Raw genomic sequence first — 24,004 nt, forward strand, 5'->3', positions numbered from 1 at the left:
CGTTTTGGCGGTTGTTTGCTTGTGCAAGAGGAGTTGTCATGTCCCTTATTCTATTGCTGACACAGCAGATGAGCCTGTATTTGGTGATCGTTTATCTGGTCAGCAAGACCTCTTTGTTCAAGTTGTTTACCGAAGCATCGACCCGCCTGCCCCATAAGATCTTTCTCTATCTGGTGTTTTCCGGCTTTTGCATCATGGCAACCTATTTCGGTGAGCAAACCCATGGCGCTATCGCCAATACCCGCGCCATGGGTGCAGTACTCGGTGGCCTGCTCGGTGGCCCAACGACGGGTTTGCTGGTCGGCTTGACCGGCGGCTTACACAGATACAGTCTCGGTGGATTCACCGATCTGGCCTGCGCGGTTTCCACTACCTTGGAAGGTTTATCGGCCGGGATGTTCAGCTATTATCTGCGCCGTCAAGGCAAGGCCGAGTTGGTATTCAATCCCATTCTGGTGTGTCTTATCACCTTTTATGCCGAGATGATGCAGATGAGCATTATCTTGCTGCTGGCTGAACCCTTTGATGAAGCTTGGGGGCTGGTGCGTCAAATAGCTCCGCCCATGTTGCTGGTCAACTCCATAGGTGCGGCCCTGTTTATGAGCATGGTACGGGATCAAAAAACCATGTTCGATAAGCTCTCCTCCAGCTTTTCCACCAAGGCGCTGAAAATTGCCGAACGCAGTGTGGGGCTCTTGAGCTCCGGCTTCAACGAGGAAACCAGTACTCAGGTTGCCAAGATAGTCATAGAGGAAACCAATGTCGGCGCAGTGGCCATCACGGACAGGGAAAAACTCCTGGCCTTTATCGGCATAGGTGCCGACCACCACTTGCCCGGCACCTTGATATCGTCCCAAATAACCCTAGATGCCATACACCAGAACAAGGTTATGTTTGCCGATGGGGTGGAAGTTCCCTATGCCTGTTCCATTTCCCCCAACTGTAAACTGGGTTCCAGTTTGGTGATCCCACTTCGCAGTGACAACGAGGTCATAGGCACCATTAAACTGTATGAACCCAAGAATAAGCTGTTTCTCAACATCAACCGCACCTTGGGAGAAGGGATCGCCCGCCTGCTGTCGAACCAGATTCTCTACGGCCGTTTCGAGCAGCAACAAAACCTGCTCACCCAGGCGGAACTCAAACTGTTGCAGGCTCAGGTTAACCCACATTTTCTGTTCAACGCGCTCAATACCATAGGTGCCATCATACGTCGCGATCCGCCCATGGCCAGAACTTTGCTACAACAGCTGAGTCAGTTTTTACGGATTAACCTCAAGCGTACTGCCGGCCTGGTGACCCTGGGAGATGAACTCGAGCATATCGAAGCCTATCTCACCATAGAAAAAGCCCGCTTCATTGATAAGCTCGAGGTGGATATCGCCATACCCGAATCTCTGCTGACCATCAGAGTACCGGCCTTTACCCTGCAGCCCATCATAGAAAATGCAGTCAAACATGGCACTTCGCATCTGATAGACACTGGCCGTATTCAGGTAGAAGGCCGCCGCACAGATGACAGACTCATACTGGAAGTCACCGACAATGCAGGGCTTTATCAACCCGCCGAAGAATCCGATGGCCTGGGGATGAATCTGGTGCATAAAAGAATACAAAATCTCTTCGGCCCCGATTATGGCGTCAGTGTCGAATACCAACGTGACAGTTACACTAGAGTCAGCATACATCTACCTATAACGGAAACAGCCCTGTGATCACTTGTCTTATTGTCGATGACGAACCTTTTGCCCGTGAAGAGTTGGCCGAGCTGCTGCTTCAGGCCGGCGACATTGAAATTCTCGGTCAATGTGGCAACGCCATTGAGGCCATGCAGGCGATAGCCAAGCTCAAGCCTCAGTTACTGTTCCTGGATATTCAAATGCCGAGGATCAGTGGCATGGAGCTTATCGCCATGCTGGATCCCGACAATATGCCCAGAGTGGTATTTGTTACTGCCTACGATGAATTTGCCGTCAAGGCCTTCGATAACCATGCCTTCGACTATCTGCTCAAACCCTTGGATGAGAAGCGCCTCAGTCAGACCCTGGATAAGCTGCGCCGGGATCTCAGACCTCAGTCGCTGTCAGCCATAGCACCGCAACAACTGGAACACCTTCCTTGTTTCAGCGGCAACCGTCTCAAGGTGATCCCGGTCACTGAGGTAGAGTTTGTCTTCAGCGATCTCGGTGGAGTGCATGTTGCGACCGCCAGAGAAAAGGTTCATACCCAGTTAACACTGAAACTGCTGGAAGAAAAAACCCCGCTGCTCAGATGTCATCGCCAGTATCTGGTGGCCCCCAAGGCCATTGCCGAAATAGAACTGCTGGAAACAGGCGCCGAAGTCACCACTCGCAGCGGCGCCAAGATCCCGGTATCTAGGCGCTTTCTCAAGCCACTGAAGCAGCTGTTTGGTTATCAGTAAAGCACAAGCTAACAACCGCTCGGCGGCCTAGATAACCGCTCACCCCCGACTTTTGACCGCTGACCCAGTTCCCGCTGGGCCTTGTAACCAAAGTGTTTACAATTGCGTCAACTCAAATCGGGGAGATTACAACTATGATGTGGTTTTTGCTGTGTGTCGGTCTATTGATTGGCGGCTACTTCATCTACGGTACTTTTGTAGAAAAAATATTCGGGATCAACAATAAAAGACAAACACCCGCCTACGCCCAAACAGACGGTGTTGACTATGTGCCCATGTCCAAGGGCAAGGTCTACCTTATCCAATTGTTAAATATTGCCGGCGTGGGGCCTATTTTCGGTCCTATTCTGGGGGCGCTATACGGCCCGGCGGCCATGTTGTGGATTGTTATCGGCTGTATCTTTGCCGGTGCGGTGCACGACTACTTCTCCGGCATGCTGTCGGTACGTAACGGCGGTCAGTCAGTGCCTAACCTGGCGGGTAAGTACCTTGGTAAAGGCGCCAAGAACTTTATGAACATCTTCGCCATCATACTGCTGTTGTTGGTAGGTGTGGTATTTATCTCGGCTCCTGCCGGCTTGCTCGGTAAGCTTACCGGCGGCAGCGTCGGTCTGTTTGTCGGCATTATCTTCGTTTACTACCTGATTGCCACCATAGTGCCGGTAGACAAAATTATAGGTCGCCTCTATCCCTTCTTCGGCGCCTTACTGCTGTTCATGTCTATCGGTTTGACCATAGCCATAATCCTGTCCAGTGAACATACTCTGTTGCCGGGCTTTGAAGCCGGTGACTTTCTGCAGAACCTGAACCCTGACAATGCCCCGTTGTGGCCAGCGCTCTTCATCACCATCGCCTGTGGTGCCGTGTCAGGTTTCCATGCGACGCAGTCCCCACTGATGGCACGCTGTGTTGAAAATGAATCCAATGGCCGCTTCGTGTTCTACGGTGCCATGATAGGCGAAGGTATCATTGCCCTTATCTGGTGTGCCGTGGCCCTGTCTTTCTTCGACGGTGTCGAGGGACTGAAAGCCGGCATGGACGGCAACCCTGCCAACGTGGTTTACAGCGCCTCAACCGGCCTTCTCGGTGCAGTCGGTGGCTTCATGGCGGTGCTTGGGGTAATCATTCTGCCTATCACCTCCGGCGATACCGCCTTCCGCTCCGCCCGGCTGATCTTATCTGAGTACTTCAATATGCCTCAGACTGAGATGCCCAAGCGACTGATGTTGGCAATTCCGCTGTTCATCATCGGGGCCATACTGACCCAAGTGGACTTCGGTGTCATTTGGCGCTACTTCGGGGTCGCCAACCAAGCCACTGCAGTGATGATGCTATGGACAGCTTCAGCCTACCTGCTACGCCACAACAAGCTGCACTGGATCTGTACCATTCCGGCGATGTTTATGACCACAGTGGTGATAAGCTTCCTGCTCAACTCCAGTACCCTGGGCGCAGGTCTGCCAATGACAGTATCCACCATCAGCGGCATAGTGGTGACTCTGCTGATAACCGCCCTGGTGATAATAAAGACCAAGGGCCGCAACGAGGTCGATGAAATACTCCCAGAAGAAGGTTAAGCTCTGGAGGTAAAACGTTGCATAAACCAAGAGCCGCCCTTTTGAGGCGGCTCTTGTTATGTAAAACGATTCGCAGCAACCGAGCCAATCACAATGCCAAGGGCTTCAACACTTTAGGTTCTACCATCACGCTGGCACTGTCGCTGCTCAGATAAATAATCCCGTCGCTGATATTGCAGCCCAGTTTCATTGAACGGCTGACCAACTGCGCCATCTCCTTCACCTGCTCTTCGGGTATCTCCCACACCTTAAGGTTGGCATAACGGTTAAAGGCATGTTGATTCTGTTGCCACCATACCGGCACGCTGCGGCCACCATAAGCAAACAGCTGCACTTCGTCGGCACGGCCGCTAGCCTTGCGCAGCCATTTTTCATCGCTCTGGCCAAACTCGACCCACAAACGAATATCACCGTTAAGCTCGCGATCCCAAAGTTCGGGTTCATCATCAACACATAAACCCTTGCTGAAGGCCAAACTGTCAGAAGCGTTGAGCGCAAAAGCCAACAGACGCACCATCATACGCTCGTCGGTTTCCGACGGATGTTGGGCAATGGTCAGCTGATGATCCTGATAATAATGCCGGTCCATATCAGCAATACTGAGCTGAACTTTAAAAATACTCGCCTTCAAGGCCATGATAATTTCTCTGTGATAGGAGGCAGATGCAGCCTCAATAAGGAAATAAAGGGTTTAAATAGCGCCGGGGCGCAAATGTTTGGCGAATGGGAACGCCGCTTTGAGCCTGGCGACTTCGTTTGCGTCGGCCAGACGCAGCATCCGCATACCGGCTTGATAGGATGTCAACAGGGCACTGTCGGCCATGGGGGCTGTGCGTGACGCGTCCCGGCGGATAAGCTCCAGTAACTCAGCCGTTGGGGCGCCATCTGTTATCAGGCTGTCTATCCGCTGCAGCATCGGCATCGCGGCCAGCGGCAACAACTGCAGATGGCAATCATCTGCCAGCAGCAATAACTCTCCCTGCGCCTCTCCTGAGACAAAACTCAGCTCAAAATTCTCCCGGGTGCTGGCATCAAACCTGTCACCATTGAGCTTAAAAAAATGCTCCCAGAAGCGCCGCCTGGCATCCACCGAAGGCAAGCGCTGCTGCACTTCCTCTCTGTGATCGGCAATAAAATCCAGCAAAGAGCTGAGGCTTGGCGGCAGCAGAGTTTCAAGTTTAGCTCTCAAGTCTCTCGCAAACACAGGCGCGGCACCGGCGGTACTGATGGCCATTACCAGCCGTCCTCTATCAACGATGGAGGGCGTGATAAAATCACACTCGGATGGGGTATCAACCACATTGACCCATGCACCAAGCTCGCGTGCCTTGGCCGCCAGGGTTTGGTTTAGATTACTATCAGCTGTAGCCAGATAAACCAGCTCTCGCTCGGCAAGATCCCGCTCTTCCACGCCCCGGCGAGACAGCCAAATCCGTCCGCTGGCGGCATAGGCTTCCACCTCGGCGTTCACCTTGGGCGCCACAAGGTGAATTTCAGCTTGAGTTCTGGCCAAAAGATCCAGTTTGCGGCTGGCCACTTCACCACCACCGACCAACAGCACTCTTATGCGTGAGGTGTCAACAAAAAGAGGAAAATACTGCATTAATCCTGTACCAAAGGCAGTTCGTGGGCACACCAGGCGCGATAACCACCGTCAAGGGCAGCCACATTCCGGTACCCCAAGCGTTGCAAACTCAATGCTGCCAGTATAGCGCGTTGCCCACCGGCGCTGTAGAGTAGCAGCGCCGCTGACTTGTCCGGGAATCGCTTACCAATATCCCGCTCCAGTATGCCTCGGGACAGATGCTTGGCCAGCGGCAGGCGATCTTTTAGCCACTCATGATCTTCTCGTACATCAATGAGCTGCCAGCGATCATCATGCTGATACTCTTCTATGCTTAACTCTCGAACCAGATCCCTGGCCTGTTCAACCAAGGCCGTAAAATCAAGGCTATTTGTCATTTGTCACCTCCGGGCCCTGCCATCGATAGCTTAATTATGGCACTCGCTGCGTTCGGCGCTACACTGCCAGCAAAGTTCAAAACTGGCGTCGTTGAACTCATGACATTGCAGGCACTGCCACTGAGGCCTATCGGCATCGAGACTAGCCAATTGTGATTGTGCTTGCTCCCGCTGCGATTCAGGAACCCACAGCTCTACGGTTTGCATATCAACCGGCAACTCTCCCACGCCGCCCAGCAAGGCTTCACCGCGCAGCTCAACCCTCAATCCTGAGGTTTCCAGCATTCCCTTCCAGGTATGGGCCTGCAGCAGATTACCACCGGCTACCATGACTTTTCGTTCTTCCATGTTTCTTCCTACAACTTTAGGCTCTGCCACGGCAGAGAAATTAAGGAATGGATCCTGTGGAAGGATCCGCAGCCCATGCTACTGATAAACGCCTGGACTGTCGAGTGACAGCATTAAGTGAATTTACCTTTTGATAACAAAAGCGCATATTTGAGCCATAAACTCAGGTTTTATTCCAACTCGGAGCTATCTCCGTAATGCTCAGACACAAAAAAGCCACCCGCAGGTGGCTATTTTCTACCCGGTTTATCAGGGCATAATGGAAGGCTGATCGGCGCCTTCCTTCTCCACTTCTACCGGCATCATATGCTCGCGGTTGATCCCAAGTTTAATGGCCAGGAAGCTCGCCACATAGATGGAGGAGTAAGTACCCACCAAAATCCCCATCAGCAATGCCGTGGCAAAGCCGTGGATCAGGGTGCCCCCCTTGAGAAACAGCGCTACCACAGTAATAAGCGTGGTTCCGGTAGTGATAATGGTACGGCTCATGGTCTGGGTGATTGAGGTATTCACCACTTCCACAGGTGTTGCCTTACGCATCTTGAGGAAGTTCTCACGAATACGGTCAAACACCACGATAGTATCGTTAAGCGAGTACCCCACCACGGTCAGCAAACCTGCCAGTACCGTCAGGTCGAACTCCAACTGCAGAAAGGAGAACAAGCCCAGAGTCACTATCACGTCGTGCGCCAGTGCGGCGACCGAACCCATAGCCAGACGCCATTCAAACCGGAAAGAGACGTAGATAAGAATACAGATCAGCGCAACCAGTACCGCCAGGCCACCCTGCTCTGCCAATTCCTTACCGACCTGAGGGCCGACAAATTCTACGCTCTTTTGCTGCACTGCCGGGTCTTGCTTGGCAGCGGCGGCAAAAACTTCCTTAACCTGAAGGTCGCTCTTGATGTCTTCGCGCACCTGCAGGCGCACTACCACATCACGACTGGAGCCGAAGTTTTGCACCACGGCACCCGAGGTCAGTTCGGTATCGAGGGCAAGACGCAGCTCGTCCAGGTTAGCGGGTTTGCTAAATTCCATGATGACAGAGGTGCCACCGGTAAAATCCAGCCCCCAATTGATCCCCTTGGTTGCCAGGGAAGTCAGAGAAGCTACGACCAACACTGCCGACATAATACTGATAGGCAGAGCATGACGCAGGAAGTTGATAGAGCCTTTAATTGATAAAATCTGCAACATAATCAGCTTCCTCAGATCGACAGTTTCTTCACGCGCTTGCCGCCCCACATGGCGTTTACAACCGCCCGGGTACCGACAATAGCGGTAAACATGGATGTCGCGATACCTATCATCAGGGTCACGGCGAAACCTTTAATGGCGCCGCTGCCCACTGCGAACAGGATAAGTGCGGTGATGAAGGTGGTAATGTTGGCATCGGCAATGGTGGAGAACGCGTTGCCATAACCTTCATGAATAGCCTGCTGAACACTGCGACCTGCGCGAAGCTCTTCACGGATACGTTCATAGATAAGCACGTTGCCATCCACCGCCATACCCACTGTCAGCACCATACCGGCGATACCCGGCAGCGTCAGTACTGCGCCCGGGATCATCGACATCACACCCACCACCATGATCAGGTTTGCACACAGCGCCAGGTTGGCAATAACACCAAAGGCGCGGTAGTAGATCAGCATAAAGATCAATACCACAGCCATACCCCAGAGCATTGCCTGCATCCCGTTTTCAATGTTTTCGGCACCCAGGCTTGGGCCTATGGTACGTTCTTCCACTATGGATACAGGTGCAATCAGCGCACCGGCGCGCAGCAGCAACGCCAGGTTCTGGGCTTCGCCATGAGACAGACCCGTGATAACGAAGTTACGGCCTAGGCGGGCTTGAATGGTCGCGACAGAGATGACTTCCTCGATCTTATCCATCTTCACGCTGCCATCAGGGTTACGCTTGCCGCTGTCCTTATACTCGATAAACAAGGTCGCCATCGGCTTGCCGATGTTGTCCTTGGTCACGTTGGAGAAGATATTCCCGCCCTTGGCGTCCAGACTGATACTCACCTGAGGCCGGCTGTATTGATCGAAGCTTGGCTGAGCGCCGGTAATATGATCACCGGTCAGCATCACTTCTTTCTTCAATACCGCAATACCACCTTCACGACGTGGATACACCTCGGAGCCTGGCGGTACCCGGCCCGATTGCGCCGCATTCATGTCGGCTTTCTCATCGACCATATGGAATTCAATGGAAGCGGTCGCCCCGAGGATCTCTTTGGCGCGAGCTGTATCCTGTACCCCCGGCAGTTCAACGATAATGCGCTCGGCGCCTTGACGTTGTACTACGGGTTCTGCAACCCCAAGTTCGTTCACCCGGTTACGAATAGTGGTGATGTTCTGCGACAGAGCGTCTTCTTTCACCTGCTTGAGGTAGACTTCGCTCATAGTGGCCATCAGGGCAAAGTTATTACCCTCGCTGGCGTCGCTGAACACCATATCGTTGGAGCGACTCTTCAGGAAACTCTCGGCTTTAGCCAGATTCTCGGCATCACGGAACTTGATTTCAATGCCTTTGGCCGTAGCCTTGACACCCGAGTAGCGGATCCCCTCTTCCCGCAGTTGACTGCGGAAATCGGCGATCTTGGCTTCTTCCATCTTGCGAATGGCTTCGCCCATGTCCACTTCCATCAGGAAGTGCACACCACCACGTAGGTCAAGACCCAATTTCATCGGTGAACCACCGAGTGACTCGAGCCAGGCCGGTGTCGCCGGTGCCAGGTTCAACGCTACGCTGAACTTGTCACCCAAGGCTTCGGCTATCGCTTCTTTGGCCAACAACTGCTGTTCGGCATTGTTGACTCTGACGAGTAGCTGACCGTTTTCCAACTCGGAACGCTTGACACCTATCCCCTTGCTTTGCAGCAAGTCGTTCACTTGTGTCTGGGTCGTGACAGTCACATCCGCACCGCGGGTGCCCACCACTTGTACCGCGTGATCCTCACCAAAAAGGTTAGGCACGGCATAGAAAGCCCCGATGGCGATGATAATGATCACCATCAGGTTCTTCCATAAAGGATACTTATTTAACACGCCTCAGCCCCCTTGGCTTATAGCGACTGGATAGAGCCTTTTGGCAATACCGCCGCGATATAATCTTTTTTGATGGTGATCTGGGTGCTGTCGTTCAGGCTCAGCAGAACATAATCATTCTCATCGCTGATCTTGGCGATTTTGCCTATGATGCCACCACTGGTCAGGACTTCGTCGCCCTTACCCAGGGACGCCATCAGATTTTTGTGCTCTTTAACACGCTTGGACTGAGGACGGAAGATCATGAAATAGAAGATCAGACCGAAGATCACCAGCATGAACACCAATTCCATGGTACCGCCAGACTGAGGAGCACCGGCCGCACTAGCGTAAGCATTTGAAATAAACATATTTTTCTCTTCTTATCAGCAAATAAAATCAATCCACCAATTCAGGTACTTCACGGCCTTGACGACCATAGAAGTCCTTCACAAAGGCGTCTAATGTACCTGTCTCAATGGCGCCGCGCAAACCTTCCATTAACCTTTGGTAGTAACGCAGGTTATGTATGGTATTGAGACGGGCCCCGAGAATTTCATTACAGCGGTCCAGATGGTACAGATATGCCCGTGAGTAGTTCTTACAGGTATAGCAGTCACATTCCGGATCCAGCGGTGATGTGTCGTCACGATGCCGCGCATTGCGGATCTTGATAACACCTTCTGTGACAAACAAGTGGCCGTTGCGGGCATTACGGGTTGGCATCACACAGTCAAACATGTCGATACCGCGACGCACGCCTTCAACCAGATCCTCCGGTTTGCCTACCCCCATCAAATAACGAGGCTTGTCTGTTGGGATCTGCGGGCAAACATGCTCCAGTACTCTGTGCATGTCCGCCTTGGGTTCCCCTACAGCCAAGCCGCCGACGGCATAGCCGTCAAAACCTATTTCCAACAAGCCCTTGAGGCTTTCATCACGCAGATCTTCATAGACACTGCCCTGAATAATCCCAAACAGTGAGTTGGGATTTTCCAGGCGGTCGAACTCGTCCCGTGAACGTTTTGCCCAGCGCAGTGACATCTGCATCGACTTGCGGGCTTCGTCGTGAGTGGCAGGATACGGCGTGCACTCATCGAAAATCATCACCACATCCGAGCCGAGCGAATATTGGATCTGCATCGACTTCTCGGCATCCATGAAAATCTTTTCGCCATTAATGGGCGAGCGGAAATGCACCCCTTCTTCGGTGATCTTGCGGATATCACCTAGACTGAAAACCTGGAAACCACCCGAGTCGGTGAGAATCGGCCGCTGCCAGTTCATGAAATCGTGCAGGTCACCATGCTTACGCATGATCTCTTCACCTGGGCGCAGCCAGAGGTGGAAAGTGTTTCCCAGCAGAATATCGGCTCCGGTGGCGCGCACTTCTTCCGGAGTCATCCCCTTCACAGTGCCGTAAGTTCCAACCGGCATAAAAGCCGGGGTCTCGACTGTGCCACGGTCAAAAATCAATCGGCCCCGGCGTGCGCGGCCATCAGTTGTATCCAATTCAAATTTCATGATTTACCTCGTCAGAGAAACAGTCTGACCTTAATTACGCGGACTTAGGCCGCAGCGTATAGACAACAGAGGGTCAAAAAGGCAAAAGGTTCACCCTTAAGACAAAATACCCGCTCATTGAGGCGGGTATTTTAAAACAAAAGTCGTAATCAGTGAGCTTTTTTAGTCACAAACATGGCATCACCGTAACTGAAAAAGCGGTATTTTTCGGCAATCGCGTGCCGATAGGCGTTCATCACCTCATCAAAGCCGGCAAAAGCACTGACCAACATAATGAGCGTCGACTCCGGCAGGTGGAAATTAGTGACCATGGCATCCACTACCTGAAACTCATATCCGGGATAGATGAAAATATCTGTATCCCCTTTGAAAGCCTGCAACTCGCCTTCACTGGCGCGAGCTGCGCTCTCGAGCGAACGCACCGAAGTGGTGCCCACCGCGATCACCCGTTTCCCGGCCGCCTTGGTGCTATGGATTTTAGCGACCACCTCGGCCGGCACTTCGGCCCACTCAGAGTGCATCTTATGTTCCAGTATGTTGTCGACCCGTACCGGCTGAAAAGTACCGGCGCCAACATGCAGAGTCACAAAGGCGATATCCACGCCTTTGGCTTTCAGCTCGGCCAACATATTGTCATCAAAGTGCAAACCGGCTGTCGGCGCCGCAACCGCGCCCGGAGTTTGGTTATAAACTGTCTGATAGCGCTCTTTGTCGGCATCTTCATCGGGACGGTCGATATAAGGCGGCAACGGCATATGGCCTACCTGCTCCAGCACTTCAAGCACACTCGGACCGGATACCAGTTCAAGTTCAAACAGCGCGTCGTGACGGGCCAGCATCAACATTTTGAAGCCGCCATCGAGCAAAATTTCACTACCTTCCTTCGGCGACTTGGAGCTGCGCACATGAGCAAGCACCCGCTTATCATCCAGCATCCGCTCCACCAGGATTTCCAGCTTACCGCCGGTTGCCTTCTGCCCGAACAGGCGTGCCGGAATAACCCGGGTATTGTTGAATACCATGAGATCGCCGGGTTGAACCAGGTTCAACAATTCGGTGAAGTGACAGTCACGCAGGGCCCCGCTGTTACCATCCAGGGTCAGTAATCTGGACGCACTGCGTTTCTCCATAGGGAACTTGGCAATCAGTTCCTCTGGAAGATCGAAAGAAAAGTCTGCTACACGCATGAATGGGCCTCGGCTTAGCTGGAAACGGCGGCTAGTCTAGGGATTTGAGGCGTTAAGATCAAGGCTCCAGCGGTTCGTTTGCCTTTTCGGCAAGGGGCTTGTTGTCATCGAAGGGCTCGCGCCGATATTCGAGTTGCTCGAACGGAATATCTATATCTACCCTGCGCCTCTGGGGCCTTGGCGTTTTGTTGATAAGTTTATTGAACCAGTCCCACATCATCCTTGATCCTCTGTGTCACCGAACGCTAAGCGTAGCATCTTTTTCCACTGAGCAAAAAGAGAACATTCACCAGCGTCAGAGACTATTTTCATTTGCCGGCTTGTCATGGTAACTTGAGGGCGAATTCGACACCCAGTAACCAATATGAACTTCCTTGCACACCTGCATCTGGCCGATATCAGCCAAACCTCTCTCGGCGCCAATCTCGCCGGCGACTTTGCCAAAGGCAATATTCAACAGTTTCCCAAACATTTGCAACAGGGGCTCTGGCTCCACAGACAGATAGACAAGTTGACCGATAGCCACGAATTAACCCGCGAGTTAGTGCGTACTTTCCCCAAACCACTTGCCAGAGTCGCACCTGTACTGATGGATTTGGCCTTTGACCATATGCTGGCAAAGTACTGGGAGGAATATCATCATCAACCTTTGGCTGCCTTTTGCGATAAAGCCTACGAGAGCCTCAGACAAACGCAATCCCTACCCGAAGGCTTAGCCAAACTGGCGCCAGTGATGGAGCAGCAAAATTGGCTGTTGAGTTATCAAAGCCGCCAGGGGCTCAACAGTGCAGTAACCGGTGTGAGTCGCCGACTTTCAAAACCTGAGCTGTTCAACGGTGCCCAACAAGCGCTGCAAAAACTCGATACTGAAATTGAAATCGCCTTTCGAACCTTTTACCCACAATTGATGGCTTACAGCCGGATATGGGCCAGAAAGACACCAGCGGAATTTCTTTGATCTAAACCCAGCCCAAGGGCCGCTTTGGTTGAACCCACAAAGCCACTTTTGCCGGGCCCATGGCTTTGTTAAAATTGCGCCTTCACGAAGGAGAGTTCATGCAAGTTTTTGAGTACCGCCCACCGGCCCTGCCCTGGCTCGATATCCGCTATCTGGATCGCGATATTATTATCATCAACAAGCCATCCGGGCTGTTGTCCAACCCTGGGCGCGCCGCCGTAACCCATGATTGCGCCCTCACCCGCTTACAGCGCCTGTATCCGGAAACCATATTGGTGCACAGGCTGGACTGCGCCACCTCAGGGATAATGGTTTTCGCCCGTAACAAAACCGCCGAGTCCAGTCTCAAGACTCAGTTTCAGGAACGGCAAAGCGATAAACTGTATGTGGCCGAGGTGGCTGGACATCTCGAACAGCCAGCCGGTGTTATCGACTTACCTCTGGCAGCGGATAAAGCCAACCCACCGCTGCAGCAAGTCTCAGAGCAAGGTAAGAGAGCGGTCACTCACTACAAAGTGCTTGAGCGCCGTGAAGATTCCAGCCTGGTGGCATTACAACCGGAAACCGGCCGGACTCATCAGCTCAGAGTCCATATGCTCGCATTGGGGCATCCGATTTTAGGGGATGATTTCTATGGTGGATGTGAGATTGAAAATGCCCGTCCGCGACTCTGTCTGCATGCTGCCAGCCTGGCATTTTGCCACCCTTACTCGGGTGCCGAGATGCATTTTGTCAGCCTGTCGCCTTTCTGACCCTTGCAAGGCTTGATAAAGAAAGCCTTAGAAAAAGCAGCTAAAGAAAACGCCCGCTAAGCGGGCGTTTTCTTTTTTTACAATGAGTCAAACAATTATTAAGCACTCATCACTGATTTGGGTTCCAGACTGAAGCTATCGCCCCCTTCAGTGCAAAACTGCAGCTTGCCCTCTGCAGTTAAAATAAAGTATTCACCAAACAGGTTACCACCCATATCTTCCAGACATAAACCGGCATTGGTCTGTTTGGACTTCATCTCATCCACGCTGTGGCAACCATCGCTGAACCAGGTTTCCAGAAACAGCTTGCCACTTTCACGATACAAGGTCAGTTCTTCACCACTGCCTGGGCGACTATCCTGCCAACAACCAAGAAATTCTCGCTGTTGTTCGTTCTGTCGGTGCAGACGCTTGCGCTTTTCTACTCCAGACATATCCATACCCTTAAACCATGTCAGCCCAGCCTCTTTGGCTGACCCCAAATGCATGACATTAAGCATAGAACTCATAGTGCCCCTTTATCCGGCCAAAAGTAACATAGAAGTGAAAAATTTGATTCCAAATCATTAAAAACCAATAAGTTAGAATAAAATCTCTCGAATGTGCGCAGTGTAGCCCAGTGACAAAATAAAAGTGTGATCAAGATCGCCTATTGCGGAGAATTTAAGCAATTTATGAAATAACTCACACAATCCCCTTACCACCGGCCGTTTGAACGGTCACACCGTGGCAAATGGGGACCAAAAACAAAGGGCAGCCCAGAGGCCGCCCTTTATCTTCAACAATGTTTCTTAGGGAATGCTTTTTGCAAAGGACTAGAGCCATTTGCTGCGAACCACGTCTTGCACCCAGGCCTGTAAGTCGACGCAGAGCACACATGGGGCTTGTTCGCACCTTCCTTAGCTTAGCTTACGATCTTCGGCCTGGCAGACTGCCGCGGTAAACAACACATCAGTGGAAGAGTTCAGCGCAGTTTCAGCCGCATCCTGAATAACCCCGATAACAAAGCCCACGGCCACCACCTGAATGGCAATACTGTCACTGATGCCAAACAAGCTACAAGCCAGAGGGATCAGCAGCAATGAACCACCAGCTACCCCGGAGGCACCACAAGCCGACACGGCGGCCACCAGGCTCAACAGCAAGGCAGTTGGCAAGTCGACACTGGTTCCCGTGGTATGCACAGCAGCCAGGGTAAGTACAGTAATGGTAATTGCCGCGCCCCCCATGTTGATAGTAGCCCCCAGAGGAATAGAGACCGAATAGGTGTCTTTATGCAGTTTGAGGCGCTCACACAAGGCCATGTTCACCGGAATATTAGCGGCGCTCGAACGGGTAAAGAAGGCGGTTACGCCACTCTCTCTGAGGCAAGCGAACACCAATGGGTAAGGATTGCGTCTTATCTTATAAAACACCAAGAGCGGGTTCACCACCAGGGCTATAATAGCCATACTTCCCAGCAAGACGCCGAGCAGACGGCCATAGTTATACACTTCCTCAAAACCGCTCTCGGCAAAGGTCACGGCCACCAGACCGAAAATGCCTATCGGCGCCAAGCGGATAATAAAGCGCACCATCTGCGAGATCCCATGACTGACATCGGCAAATACCTGTTTGGTCGAGTCACTGGAATGATGCAGCGCCAATCCAAGACCAATACCCCAAGCCAGAATACCAATATAGTTGGCATTCATCAGGGCATTGACCGGGTTGTCGACCAATTTGAACAGCAGGGTATTGAGAACTTCCAAAATACCTTGCGGCGGCGTTAACAACTGTTCAGGCGCCCTGAGCTTGAGTGTGGTGGGAAACATAAAGCTCATTACCACAGCTGTGAGTGCCGAGGCAAAAGTCCCAAACAGGTACAAGGCGATAATTGGCCGCATATTGCTCTTGGTATTTTTCTTCTGATTGGCAATCGATGCCGCCACCAGCAGAAATACCAGGATCGGCGCGATCGCCTTAAGCGCGCCGACAAAAAGATCTCCAAGGAAAGAAACGCTCTTTGCCCATTCCGGAGCAAAGTGTGCGAGCCCCATGCCCGCTATGATCCCCAAAAGGATTTGCAGTACAAGACTGCTCTTGGCCAATCGGGCCAAAAGTAAAGAAAATTGGTTCATTGCCTGACCTGTATTTATTATCTTTCTGGCACCAGTGCCACAGGAGTTACGTTTTTAGCGGATGAAACCGCTAATGTCTAGCGTTGAAGCCAATTTGTGTCGTCTGGATAACCCTGAACACGCATTTTGGCAACAGCGATGTCATTTTTGACTATCTTGTGCAATTTGCGCGCCTCTGAGCATGGCATCGATAAGTTCGTGGGCATCGAACTTGGTAAGGGCTTCGTTGGCCCCCACCTGGTGCGCCTGGCTGACACTGATCTCACTGGAAAGCGAGGTATGCAGAATAATATAAGCGCCGGCGAGTGCCGGTTTGTCTCTTACTTCAAAGGCGAGTTCATAACCATCCAGACCTGGCATTTCGATATCACTTACCAGGAGATCCACTGGGCGCTTTTCGGCCGCAGCCTTTTCCATAATAGCCAAAGCCTGGGCACCGTTTGAGGTGACCTCATAAGGGATATTAATGGAGTCCAGCGCATCAGACAGTTGCTTTCTGGCTACTTTGGAGTCGTCCACCAACAAGATCCGCAGCGGTTTCAACCTTTCCCTTTGTACATCGGTCAGCGTGGCCACACTCTGAGCCGCAATCGGGAAAATCTTTGACAGCAGCAACTCAACATCCAGCAATTGCACCAGCTTATTGTCGTAACGAGTCACTCCGGTAAGATAGGCATTGCGTCCCAGGTTATCCGGCGGTGATTCAATATCACGCCAGTTACATTCGAGGATCTTGTCGATGCCGCGAACCAGAAAGCCTATCTCCATCCGCTGACAATCTGTGATGATGATAAAGCAACTCTTGCGCTCCTCTGCAGTAACCGGGCGATAACCAACGGCCGCCGCCATATCCACTACAGGAATGGTATGTCCTCTGAAGTTTACCGCCCCCATCACAGCCGGATGAGATTGGGGGATCTGGTTTAGTGGCATATAAGGTACCAACTCACGGATCTTCAGGGTACCTATGGCAAACAGCTGGCTTGCCGACAGATGAAACAGCAGCAGTCCCTGAGATTGATTGGCCTTACTCTTCATAACAACACCATTACAGACAATAAGTTAAACGCTTCAGGATAACACAGGCCCGGGACCTTGGTGGTCAGCTGCAATTCACAATTGCGACTCAATAGGCAAAAGGCTGAGAATATCGGCGCTGAGACGGCGCCAGAAACCGGCGGCGGGCTCGTTATAGAACACCTCTTGTTTGGCATCGTCATGCCACACCAGCTCATCCTCCTCCAGCGCCAATCGGTAAGCATTACGTAGTAAAGCGCCGCCCAGCTGCTGCTGAATATGTTCAGCAAGCTCGGGCTGATGCAGCAGTATTCCCATTTCAGTATTGATCCAGGCAGAACGGGGATCAAAATTAAACGAGCCGACGAACACATCTTCGCCGTCCAGCACAAAAGTTTTGGCATGCAAGCTGGTGCGTGAGCTGCCGCGCCATGAAGAAGGCTTATGGTCGGGGTCAGCCTTGACTTCATAGAGCCTGACACCGGCTTCCAGCAGTTGCCGACGATACTTCTTGTAGCCACCATGCACGGCCACAACATCTGTAGCTGCCAGGCTATTGGTCACCACAGTAACCTCAATACCATTGGCTACCGCCTGTGCCAGGGCATCTGCCCCTTTGGATGTGGGCACAAAATAGGGCGAGATGATCAGTATGTTATTCTCAACCTGGGACAGAAAACGACCGATATCAGCCAGCATCCAACTCTCAGGCTCGGCACTGCGCAACTTATCGGGCGGATCGAACAACACCTTGGCTTCGCCCCAATACCAGTCGAGTTGCTGTTGCTCCATGTTGGTTATCAACTGGCTCTGCAACAGGCGTTGATAATAGGGGTGATCCTGCATCGCCTGTTGCTCCTGCCGCATCTTGGCATCGGCCTGCAACAGTTTTTCCCGGGTCATGCGCTTGGGCAACAATTGCTCAAGCGGAATAGTCAACGGTGCATTCCAATAAAGATCAAACTGCTCAGAGATAACAGGTATCGCCTCGCCTATGGCAAGCAAGTCAAAGTCACCGAACTCAAGTTCATCGTTAGCGGAAAAATACTCATTGCCTATGTTGCGCCCCCCTACCACTGAGACCATATTGTCCACTGTCAGCGACTTATTGTGCATTCTGTGGTTCAAACGGGCAAAACCGAACAACCAGGACATGCCTCTGAAGGTACGGGAATAAACTGGGTTATAGAGGCGAACCTGAATATTGGGATGATGATTCAAGGCCGCCAGCCCGGATTCGAGCGGCGCGCTAGTGGTATCATCAAGCAGCAGCCTTACCCGCACGCCGCGCTCAGCAGCTTCCAATAATTGCCACACCAGGGTTTTACCGGTTTCATCGGCCCGATAGATATAGTATTGCAAATCGATACTGCTCTGGGCACTGCGGATAAGTGCCAACCTGGCAATGAAGGCATCAACACCTTCGGCCAGTGGTAGTACGCCCGTCTGCGATGGGTGGACGGACAATTGAGGTTCCAGATAATCCAGCAAGACAGAACTCTCCGGCGTTGCCAGATAGCTGGAGTCGCTGTATGCGGGATCCCGTGTCGGTGCCGAACTGCAAGCGCTAAGCAAGGACAAGAGGACCAGCAATATTCCAAACTGTGGCAACATTCTGAATATTCTTCGAAATAATGAAGAGTATTCAAGCATTAATTCGTTCCGGGATCCAGTATTCCCGCCTCCGGCGTTAATTTGCTAATCCTGTAAAGCATAGAGCACATCGAACACAAACTGATCCCAACCATGGGATTCAAAGGCAACATCTGCCACCGCACGAATGCGGGCAACTGCATGCAGCGGCGCCACGCCATGCTCCATCAAGTAGTAGGCCAGTAATAGGCAAGTACGGTTTTGCCCCGACTCACAATGTACCAATACCCCTAGACCGGCCGCACGCTGACGCTGGATAAAGTCGAGTGCCTTGGGTAACTGCTCGACGCAGAGCCGCAAATCGGCATCCGATGGGGCTTCTCCACTCGGTAAAGGGATACAGGCAAACTCAAATTGCGACTGAGGCCAATCGGCGGCCAAATTACCAGCCATATTGTCAGCCAAGGAAAGAATGGCGCCTATCCCGGAGCGTTGCAGCTCATCAAAATCCCAGTTCTGGCCTACCGGCCCCCGGCTTCCTGCCAACTCTCCCTCTTCCAGCCAAAAGAGTGGTTGCATCTGTGTTTTCCTCAGTAATACGCAACTTTTGCTTGGCTTCAGAATACCCCAAATCGATAGAGAGTTTCGTTGATTTATGCCAAAAGATTAACTGGGACGACCGGCTTCCAAGTCAAGCAATTGTTGCTTCATGGCCAGGCCCCAGGCATAGCCGGTCAACTTGCCATCCTTGCCTATGACTCTGTGGCAAGGCACAATAATCGCTATCGGGTTGGCGCCATTGGCAGTGCCGACAGCGCGAACCGCTTTGGGGTTATCAATCTTTACGGCCAGCTCACCGTAACTGGTAAAACTGCCGTAGGGCAACCCCACCAATGCCTGCCAAACAGCGCGTTGAAAGCGTGTCCCCTTGGGAGCCAAAGGCAGTTCGAAGACCTGTCTGGTACCGGCAAAATACTCCAAAAGCTGGCTCTTGGTCTGTGTCAATATCGCCTCTGCCCGCGCCTTTTGCGCCGTACTCGCGCTCGCCAGCGGGATCCGGCGCTCTCTGTCATCCCCCGTCAAAACCGACAGATGTGACAACCCATGGGGCCCCGCAGCAAGCCACAGCCTGCCCACAGCCGAATCCATGCTAAGCTCCGCCACCGGCAGCAATTCTGCTATCGGCCACTCTTTACTCAACGATACGGCCAAGCTCGGATTATCTTGTGTACTCATAGGATTAATCCTTTGATTTTATAGCTTTTGAATAGGTGTTTGACAGATGCCTTTGCAACCCATTCCATTCTCTTCATTCAGCGCTTTCATTCAGTGCTTTCATTCCGAGCTGTTTATGGGCGCTGTGCCGAATGCCAAAGTTGCAGAGTAAGGTAGCTGCCCCAGGGCGACGCCGCTTCAGTGACACCTTGCAGTAATGCTTGGTAATGGCCCGCACCTTGATTGCCTTTATGCTGAGCAACTGCGCCTTGTTTAACCGAATCAGGATTAAGTTGAGCCAAACTCTCGTTACCCTTGGTCGAGATTGCTGTTTCAACAAGTAGCCTGAGCAGACGTTTACGGATTATCAAATCGCCGCCGAGCAACACATCAGGATCCGACAACCCGCGCATTCTGGCGTAGGCTATGGTCCAAGGGCCAATCCCTTTCAAACTGAGCCAAGCCTCAGGCTCGGTATCACCATGCTCAAGCTGAAAACGCGCCAACTCGGCCAGTGCCGTCTTTCTGCTTGCGGGCATTTTCAACTCGTCAAAGTCCGCCGCCAACATACTTTCGGGCTCGGGAAAGAAGCTGATTTCGCGCCCGGCGATAACTCGCCGCTCACCTCTGGCTGCCACCAACTGCCCCAACAGTTTTGTGGCTTGGGTAACGCTGACCTGCTGGCCCAGAACAGCCCGCACACCGGCTTCAAACAGAGAGCCTGCTGCCGGCAGCCTCAGCCCCGGCTCCCAACCAAAGGTGGAGTCTGCCAGTGTGATAGGTTGCAACACTTGCTCAACCTGCTGCATATCAGCGTCGAGATCCAATATCCTTCTTATCCGATTGACCAATACCGGCAACAAGCTAAGCTCGGCGCCCTCTTCCAATGCCAGGGTAACTGCGACTCTATTTTGCGAGGCCTGCAACTCAGCAAAAAACCAAGCTTTGAACCCGCCTTTGTCGCTGTTGAGTAACAGGCTGCGACCATAGCCCTGGCGGCCATTAAGTTCAAACCACTCCATTCCTGTTACCGCCCGCAGGCGATAGAAATCAAGCAGCGCTTGCCAGGCATAAGGCGGCCGGTAACTCAAAAACAGTTGCAGCCTGTTACTGTCGTCCATTTGCGTATCAGCGCTACGTCTGAGTGCCGACGGGGTTAGCTGCAGCTGACTCTGAAACACTTCGTTGAAACGGCGAATACTCGTGTATCCCGCAGCCAAGGCCACCTGCGTGATAGGGAGCCGGGTTTGGTGCAGCAACTGCTTGGCAAACATCAATTGCTGAAACGCAGCGTATTGCTTGGGAGACAGGCCCAGCGCTTCGACAAACAGCTTGCGCAGATAACGACTGCTGATCCCGAGACGCAGTGCCAAGTGCTCGACACCTTTCGCCGACTCGCCGCTCAAGGCGCCCTGCTCTATCAGAGTTACCGCCCGCTCCAGCGTGGTTCTCGTGCCTTTCCAGGCACAGGAACCTGGCGCGCTTTCCGGTCGACAACGCAAACAGGGGCGCAAACCTTGATTTGCCGCGGCTGCGGCCGAGAAAAAATATTCGACATTTTCCTCTTTCGGCGCCACAGCCGGACAGATAGGCCGGCAATAGATCCCCGTCGTCTTCACCCCGATAAAGAAACGGCCATCAAACCTGGGATCGCGACTGAGTCTCGCCCGGCGGCAGGTGTCGGCGCTGAGCTCAGTAAAAATCGTCATCATCTGTTTCGCTATCGTCTATAACCTGGATGCAGATTACCCCGCAAACACGAGGGAAACCAGCGGAAAACGGAACTGGACCCCGAGACTAAACCCAAACAGTTGATCCGGAATAATAGCTGCCCTGCCGGTAAAAATTGGGTATGCTGGAACGGCTTGAATAAAAATCACTCCAGATCCGCAAGGCCCGATGTCTGCCCGCATAACCGGGCAAGAATCATTCTTTGCCAAGAGATAAATCGCCCATAACAGTTTGCCAAGAGAAGGCCATGATAAAGACGTTGTTTTCCCGCTTTGAACACTGGACGGATCCACTGCCGGATATAGAACCATCTCCACCGCCCAAAGGGCTCTATGCTTTTTGTCGCCACTACACCAAAGGTTTCGAGCGACCGTTGATATTGATGTCAATATTGACCGCAATTCTGGCCATGCTGGAAGTGTCGTTGTTTGGCTTTATGGGGCAGTTGGTTGACTGGCTGGTAGACAAGGATCCACAAACCCTGCTGCAGGATGAAGGACTCAAGTTACTCGGCATGACCTTGCTGGTACTCGTGCTCTTGCCTGTACTCATCTTGCTGCACGCCTTGATTGTCTACCAAAGTCTCTTGGGCAACTATCCGATGGCCATCCGCTGGCTGGCGCACAAATACTTGTTGAAACAGAGTGTTTCCTTCTATCAGGACGACTTTGCCGGCCGCATAGCCACCAAGGTGATGCAAACCTCTCTTGCGGTGCGGGAAACCGTGATGAAACTCCTGGACGTGCTGGTCTACATAATGGTGTATTTCACCTCCATGTTGGTGATGATCGCCAGTGCCGATATGCGCTTGATGCTGCCCATGTTGGCATGGCTTGCCATCTATATCGGCCTGCAGTGGTATTTCGTGCCCAAGTTGAAAGCCGTGTCTACCGAGCAAGCCGATGCCCGCTCAACCATGACAGGTCGAATCGTCGACAGCTACACCAATATTGCCACGGTCAAACTCTTCTCCCACACCCAGCAGGAAGCCGAATACGCGCAGTCGAGCATGAAAACCTTCCTGGATACCGTGCACAGGCAGATGCGTCTGGTCACCGGAATTAACGTCAGTGTGCAGCTACTGAACTATTTCCTGGCCTTTAGCGTGGCAGCCGTATCCATCTGGCTCTGGAGCGACAGTGCCATCAGTGTTGGCGCCATAGCGATTGCCGTCAGCCTGGCTCTGCGCCTCAACGGCATGTCGCAATGGATAATGTGGGAAATCAGCTCACTGTTTGAAAATATAGGGACAGTGGCCGATGGTATGAGCACCTTGTCCAAACCCACCCGCATTCTGGATGCCGAAGACGCCAAAGCCATTTTGGTTGAGCAAGGGCAAATCGATTTCGATAAGGTCAGCTTTCACTATGGAGAACAGAGCGGTGTGCTGGAAGGCCTGGATTTACAGATCAAGCCAGGTGAAAAAGTCGGTCTGGTGGGGCGCTCGGGTGCCGGTAAGTCCACCTTGGTCAATCTGCTGATGCGTTTTCATGATGTGGAAAAGGGAAAAATTCTGATAGACGGTCAGGATATCCGTAAAGTTACCCAGGATTCGCTGCGCTCACAGATAGGCATGGTGACTCAGGATACCTCATTGCTGCACAGATCCATCAGAGAAAATATTCTTTATGGTCGTCCCGATGCCACGGAAGAGGAACTGGAGCAGGCGATCATCAAGGCCCAGGCCAGTGAGTTTATCGCCTCTTTGACAGATCCGTCGGGAAATACCGGGCTGGATGCCCAGGTGGGTGAACGGGGTGTCAAATTATCCGGCGGTCAAAGGCAGCGTATTGCCATCGCCAGAGTGCTATTGAAAGATGCGCCAATATTGATCCTGGATGAAGCCACCTCGGCACTCGACTCGGAAGTGGAAGCGGCAATTCAGGAAAGCCTCTATCAACTGATGGAAGGAAAAACCGTTATCGCTATTGCCCACAGACTATCAACCATAGCCGCAATGGATAGATTGATAGTGCTGGATCAGGGCAAAGTGGTCGAACAAGGCAGCCATCAAGAACTGATCCGCAGCAAAGGAATTTACGCCCAGCTGTGGGCTCACCAAACAGGCGGTTTTATCGGTGTAGACTGAGATATCTTTACCGCCCTGCTTTTCGGCATAGAACAACATTTCAGGAAGCCATCACGGCTTCCTGGTTTTTTAAGCCTTCCATACCATATAAAGAGACACTCACCTTGACTAACTGCCACATACTTATTCAAGTAGCGACTTTTTATTCAAGTAGTAACTAGGCGGGTATCCGGGCAAAACGATCTGGCGTATCGGTAATGAGGCCTGTGCCTGATAAGAGCAGTTAATAAGAACTGCATTTTAGAGCCACGTTTCGATACATGGTTGGATAAATACTCTAACAAGCCATTCGGGGTTAGAGCGTACTTTTGCTAGGACGCAAACGTTGAAGAAACAGATAACAAAAAACCACCCTGAGGTGGTTAGTGTTTCTCTTGAAGAGAGAATCTATGGTGGAGCTAGACGGGATCGAACCGTCGACCTCTTGCATGCCATGCAAGCGCTCTCCCAGCTGAGCTATAGCCCCGAAAT

Annotated in this window: 23 protein-coding genes and 1 tRNA gene; 6 read left to right on the forward strand and 18 right to left on the reverse strand. The window is 52.2% G+C overall.

Annotation, left to right across the window (positions count from 1 at the left end; translation table 11 throughout):
* The first annotated feature begins 38 nt into the window (after nucleotides 1–38).
* The 3 genes from CX650_RS12995 (at nucleotide 39) to CX650_RS13005 (ending at nucleotide 3,999) form a co-directional block, all read left to right on the forward strand.
* Nucleotides 39–1,715, forward strand: a complete 1,677-nt coding sequence (locus CX650_RS12995; RefSeq protein ID WP_101096043.1) for a sensor histidine kinase — start codon at nucleotides 39–41, stop codon at nucleotides 1,713–1,715.
* A complete protein-coding gene (gene btsR / locus CX650_RS13000; protein WP_039033830.1) occupies nucleotides 1,712–2,422 on the forward strand; it encodes a two-component system response regulator BtsR in 711 nt (236 codons plus the stop codon). The genes CX650_RS12995 and btsR overlap by 4 nt, the downstream gene beginning before the upstream one ends.
* Nucleotides 2,423–2,556: 134 nt before the next feature.
* Nucleotides 2,557–3,999 carry a carbon starvation CstA family protein gene (locus CX650_RS13005; RefSeq protein WP_039033829.1) on the forward strand — a complete coding sequence of 481 codons (1,443 nt, stop codon included), beginning with the start codon at nucleotides 2,557–2,559 and terminating at the stop codon, nucleotides 3,997–3,999.
* A gap of 88 nt (nucleotides 4,000–4,087) precedes the next feature.
* Here CX650_RS13005 and CX650_RS13010 read toward each other — a convergent pair whose 3' ends face one another.
* The 10 genes from CX650_RS13010 to CX650_RS20060 all read right to left on the reverse strand — a co-directional run bounded on the left by CX650_RS13010 (nucleotide 4,088) and on the right by CX650_RS20060 (nucleotide 12,278).
* Nucleotides 4,088–4,636, reverse strand: coding sequence for a YaeQ family protein (locus tag CX650_RS13010; protein ID WP_039033828.1), 549 nt, complete (start codon nucleotides 4,634–4,636; stop codon nucleotides 4,088–4,090).
* Between the two features lie 54 nt (nucleotides 4,637–4,690).
* The gene (locus CX650_RS13015) at nucleotides 4,691–5,602 is read right to left on the reverse strand and encodes a precorrin-2 dehydrogenase/sirohydrochlorin ferrochelatase family protein (RefSeq protein ID WP_101096044.1); all 912 of its coding nucleotides are present in this window, start codon (nucleotides 5,600–5,602) and stop codon (nucleotides 4,691–4,693) included.
* Entirely contained in the window at nucleotides 5,602–5,961 is a 360-nt protein-coding gene (locus CX650_RS13020) for a rhodanese-like domain-containing protein (protein ID WP_039033826.1), read from the reverse strand. The genes CX650_RS13015 and CX650_RS13020 overlap by 1 nt, the downstream gene beginning before the upstream one ends.
* A gap of 30 nt (nucleotides 5,962–5,991) precedes the next feature.
* Nucleotides 5,992–6,309: a putative signal transducing protein gene (locus CX650_RS13025; protein WP_039033825.1), complete on the reverse strand. Its 318-nt coding sequence runs from the start codon at nucleotides 6,307–6,309 to the stop codon at nucleotides 5,992–5,994.
* 249 nt (nucleotides 6,310–6,558) lie between these two features.
* Entirely contained in the window at nucleotides 6,559–7,506 is a 948-nt protein-coding gene (gene secF, locus CX650_RS13030) for a protein translocase subunit SecF (RefSeq protein ID WP_101096045.1), read from the reverse strand.
* Nucleotides 7,507–7,517: 11 nt separating this feature from the next.
* Nucleotides 7,518–9,368 (reverse strand): protein translocase subunit SecD, encoded by a 1,851-nt coding sequence (gene secD / locus CX650_RS13035; protein ID WP_039033823.1) that lies wholly within the window; start codon nucleotides 9,366–9,368, stop codon nucleotides 7,518–7,520.
* A 17-nt stretch (nucleotides 9,369–9,385) separates the two neighbouring features.
* A complete protein-coding gene (yajC, locus tag CX650_RS13040) occupies nucleotides 9,386–9,718 on the reverse strand; it encodes a preprotein translocase subunit YajC (RefSeq protein WP_025011473.1) in 333 nt (110 codons plus the stop codon).
* 28 nt (nucleotides 9,719–9,746) lie between these two features.
* Nucleotides 9,747–10,871 (reverse strand): tRNA guanosine(34) transglycosylase Tgt, encoded by a 1,125-nt coding sequence (tgt, locus tag CX650_RS13045; protein ID WP_028781041.1) that lies wholly within the window; start codon nucleotides 10,869–10,871, stop codon nucleotides 9,747–9,749.
* 149 nt (nucleotides 10,872–11,020) lie between these two features.
* Nucleotides 11,021–12,058, reverse strand: a complete 1,038-nt coding sequence (gene queA / locus CX650_RS13050) for a tRNA preQ1(34) S-adenosylmethionine ribosyltransferase-isomerase QueA (RefSeq protein WP_101096046.1) — start codon at nucleotides 12,056–12,058, stop codon at nucleotides 11,021–11,023.
* Nucleotides 12,059–12,116: 58 nt separating this feature from the next.
* Nucleotides 12,117–12,278 (reverse strand): hypothetical protein, encoded by a 162-nt coding sequence (locus CX650_RS20060; protein ID WP_157823027.1) that lies wholly within the window; start codon nucleotides 12,276–12,278, stop codon nucleotides 12,117–12,119.
* A gap of 144 nt (nucleotides 12,279–12,422) precedes the next feature.
* Here CX650_RS20060 and CX650_RS13055 point away from each other — a divergent pair, with 144 nt between their 5' ends.
* Both CX650_RS13055 and CX650_RS13060 read left to right on the forward strand, forming a co-directional pair.
* Entirely contained in the window at nucleotides 12,423–13,016 is a 594-nt protein-coding gene (locus tag CX650_RS13055; protein WP_101096047.1) for an acyl carrier protein phosphodiesterase, read from the forward strand.
* A 98-nt stretch (nucleotides 13,017–13,114) separates the two neighbouring features.
* Nucleotides 13,115–13,768, forward strand: a complete 654-nt coding sequence (locus tag CX650_RS13060; protein WP_101096048.1) for an RluA family pseudouridine synthase — start codon at nucleotides 13,115–13,117, stop codon at nucleotides 13,766–13,768.
* 98 nt (nucleotides 13,769–13,866) lie between these two features.
* On the opposite strand, the gene CX650_RS13065 is transcribed toward CX650_RS13060, so the two are convergent.
* The 7 genes from CX650_RS13065 to CX650_RS13095 all read right to left on the reverse strand — a co-directional run bounded on the left by CX650_RS13065 (nucleotide 13,867) and on the right by CX650_RS13095 (nucleotide 21,425).
* Nucleotides 13,867–14,202 (reverse strand): hypothetical protein, encoded by a 336-nt coding sequence (locus CX650_RS13065; protein WP_229800025.1) that lies wholly within the window; start codon nucleotides 14,200–14,202, stop codon nucleotides 13,867–13,869.
* Nucleotides 14,203–14,667: 465 nt separating this feature from the next.
* Nucleotides 14,668–15,888 carry a serine/threonine transporter SstT gene (gene sstT, locus CX650_RS13070; protein WP_101096050.1) on the reverse strand — a complete coding sequence of 407 codons (1,221 nt, stop codon included), beginning with the start codon at nucleotides 15,886–15,888 and terminating at the stop codon, nucleotides 14,668–14,670.
* A gap of 141 nt (nucleotides 15,889–16,029) precedes the next feature.
* Nucleotides 16,030–16,926: a chemotaxis protein gene (locus tag CX650_RS13075; RefSeq protein ID WP_101057499.1), complete on the reverse strand. Its 897-nt coding sequence runs from the start codon at nucleotides 16,924–16,926 to the stop codon at nucleotides 16,030–16,032.
* Nucleotides 16,927–17,001: 75 nt separating this feature from the next.
* Nucleotides 17,002–18,519: a phospholipase D family protein gene (locus tag CX650_RS13080; RefSeq protein WP_101096051.1), complete on the reverse strand. Its 1,518-nt coding sequence runs from the start codon at nucleotides 18,517–18,519 to the stop codon at nucleotides 17,002–17,004.
* An 84-nt stretch (nucleotides 18,520–18,603) separates the two neighbouring features.
* Entirely contained in the window at nucleotides 18,604–19,077 is a 474-nt protein-coding gene (locus CX650_RS13085) for a phosphatase domain-containing protein (protein WP_101096052.1), read from the reverse strand.
* 87 nt (nucleotides 19,078–19,164) lie between these two features.
* A complete protein-coding gene (locus tag CX650_RS13090; protein ID WP_052248027.1) occupies nucleotides 19,165–19,734 on the reverse strand; it encodes a methylated-DNA--[protein]-cysteine S-methyltransferase in 570 nt (189 codons plus the stop codon).
* A 113-nt stretch (nucleotides 19,735–19,847) separates the two neighbouring features.
* Nucleotides 19,848–21,425, reverse strand: a complete 1,578-nt coding sequence (locus tag CX650_RS13095; RefSeq protein ID WP_071476485.1) for a DNA-3-methyladenine glycosylase 2 family protein — start codon at nucleotides 21,423–21,425, stop codon at nucleotides 19,848–19,850.
* A 278-nt stretch (nucleotides 21,426–21,703) separates the two neighbouring features.
* Here CX650_RS13095 and CX650_RS13100 point away from each other — a divergent pair, with 278 nt between their 5' ends.
* Nucleotides 21,704–23,533: an ABC transporter ATP-binding protein gene (locus CX650_RS13100; protein ID WP_039033819.1), complete on the forward strand. Its 1,830-nt coding sequence runs from the start codon at nucleotides 21,704–21,706 to the stop codon at nucleotides 23,531–23,533.
* Nucleotides 23,534–23,923: 390 nt separating this feature from the next.
* Here CX650_RS13100 and CX650_RS13105 read toward each other — a convergent pair.
* A tRNA-Ala gene (locus CX650_RS13105) sits at nucleotides 23,924–23,999 on the reverse strand.
* Nucleotides 24,000–24,004: the final 5 nt, after the last annotated feature.

It is taken from the genome of Shewanella indica (assembly GCF_002836975.1).
In the GTDB taxonomy this organism is placed as follows: Bacteria; Pseudomonadota; Gammaproteobacteria; order Enterobacterales; family Shewanellaceae; genus Shewanella; species Shewanella indica.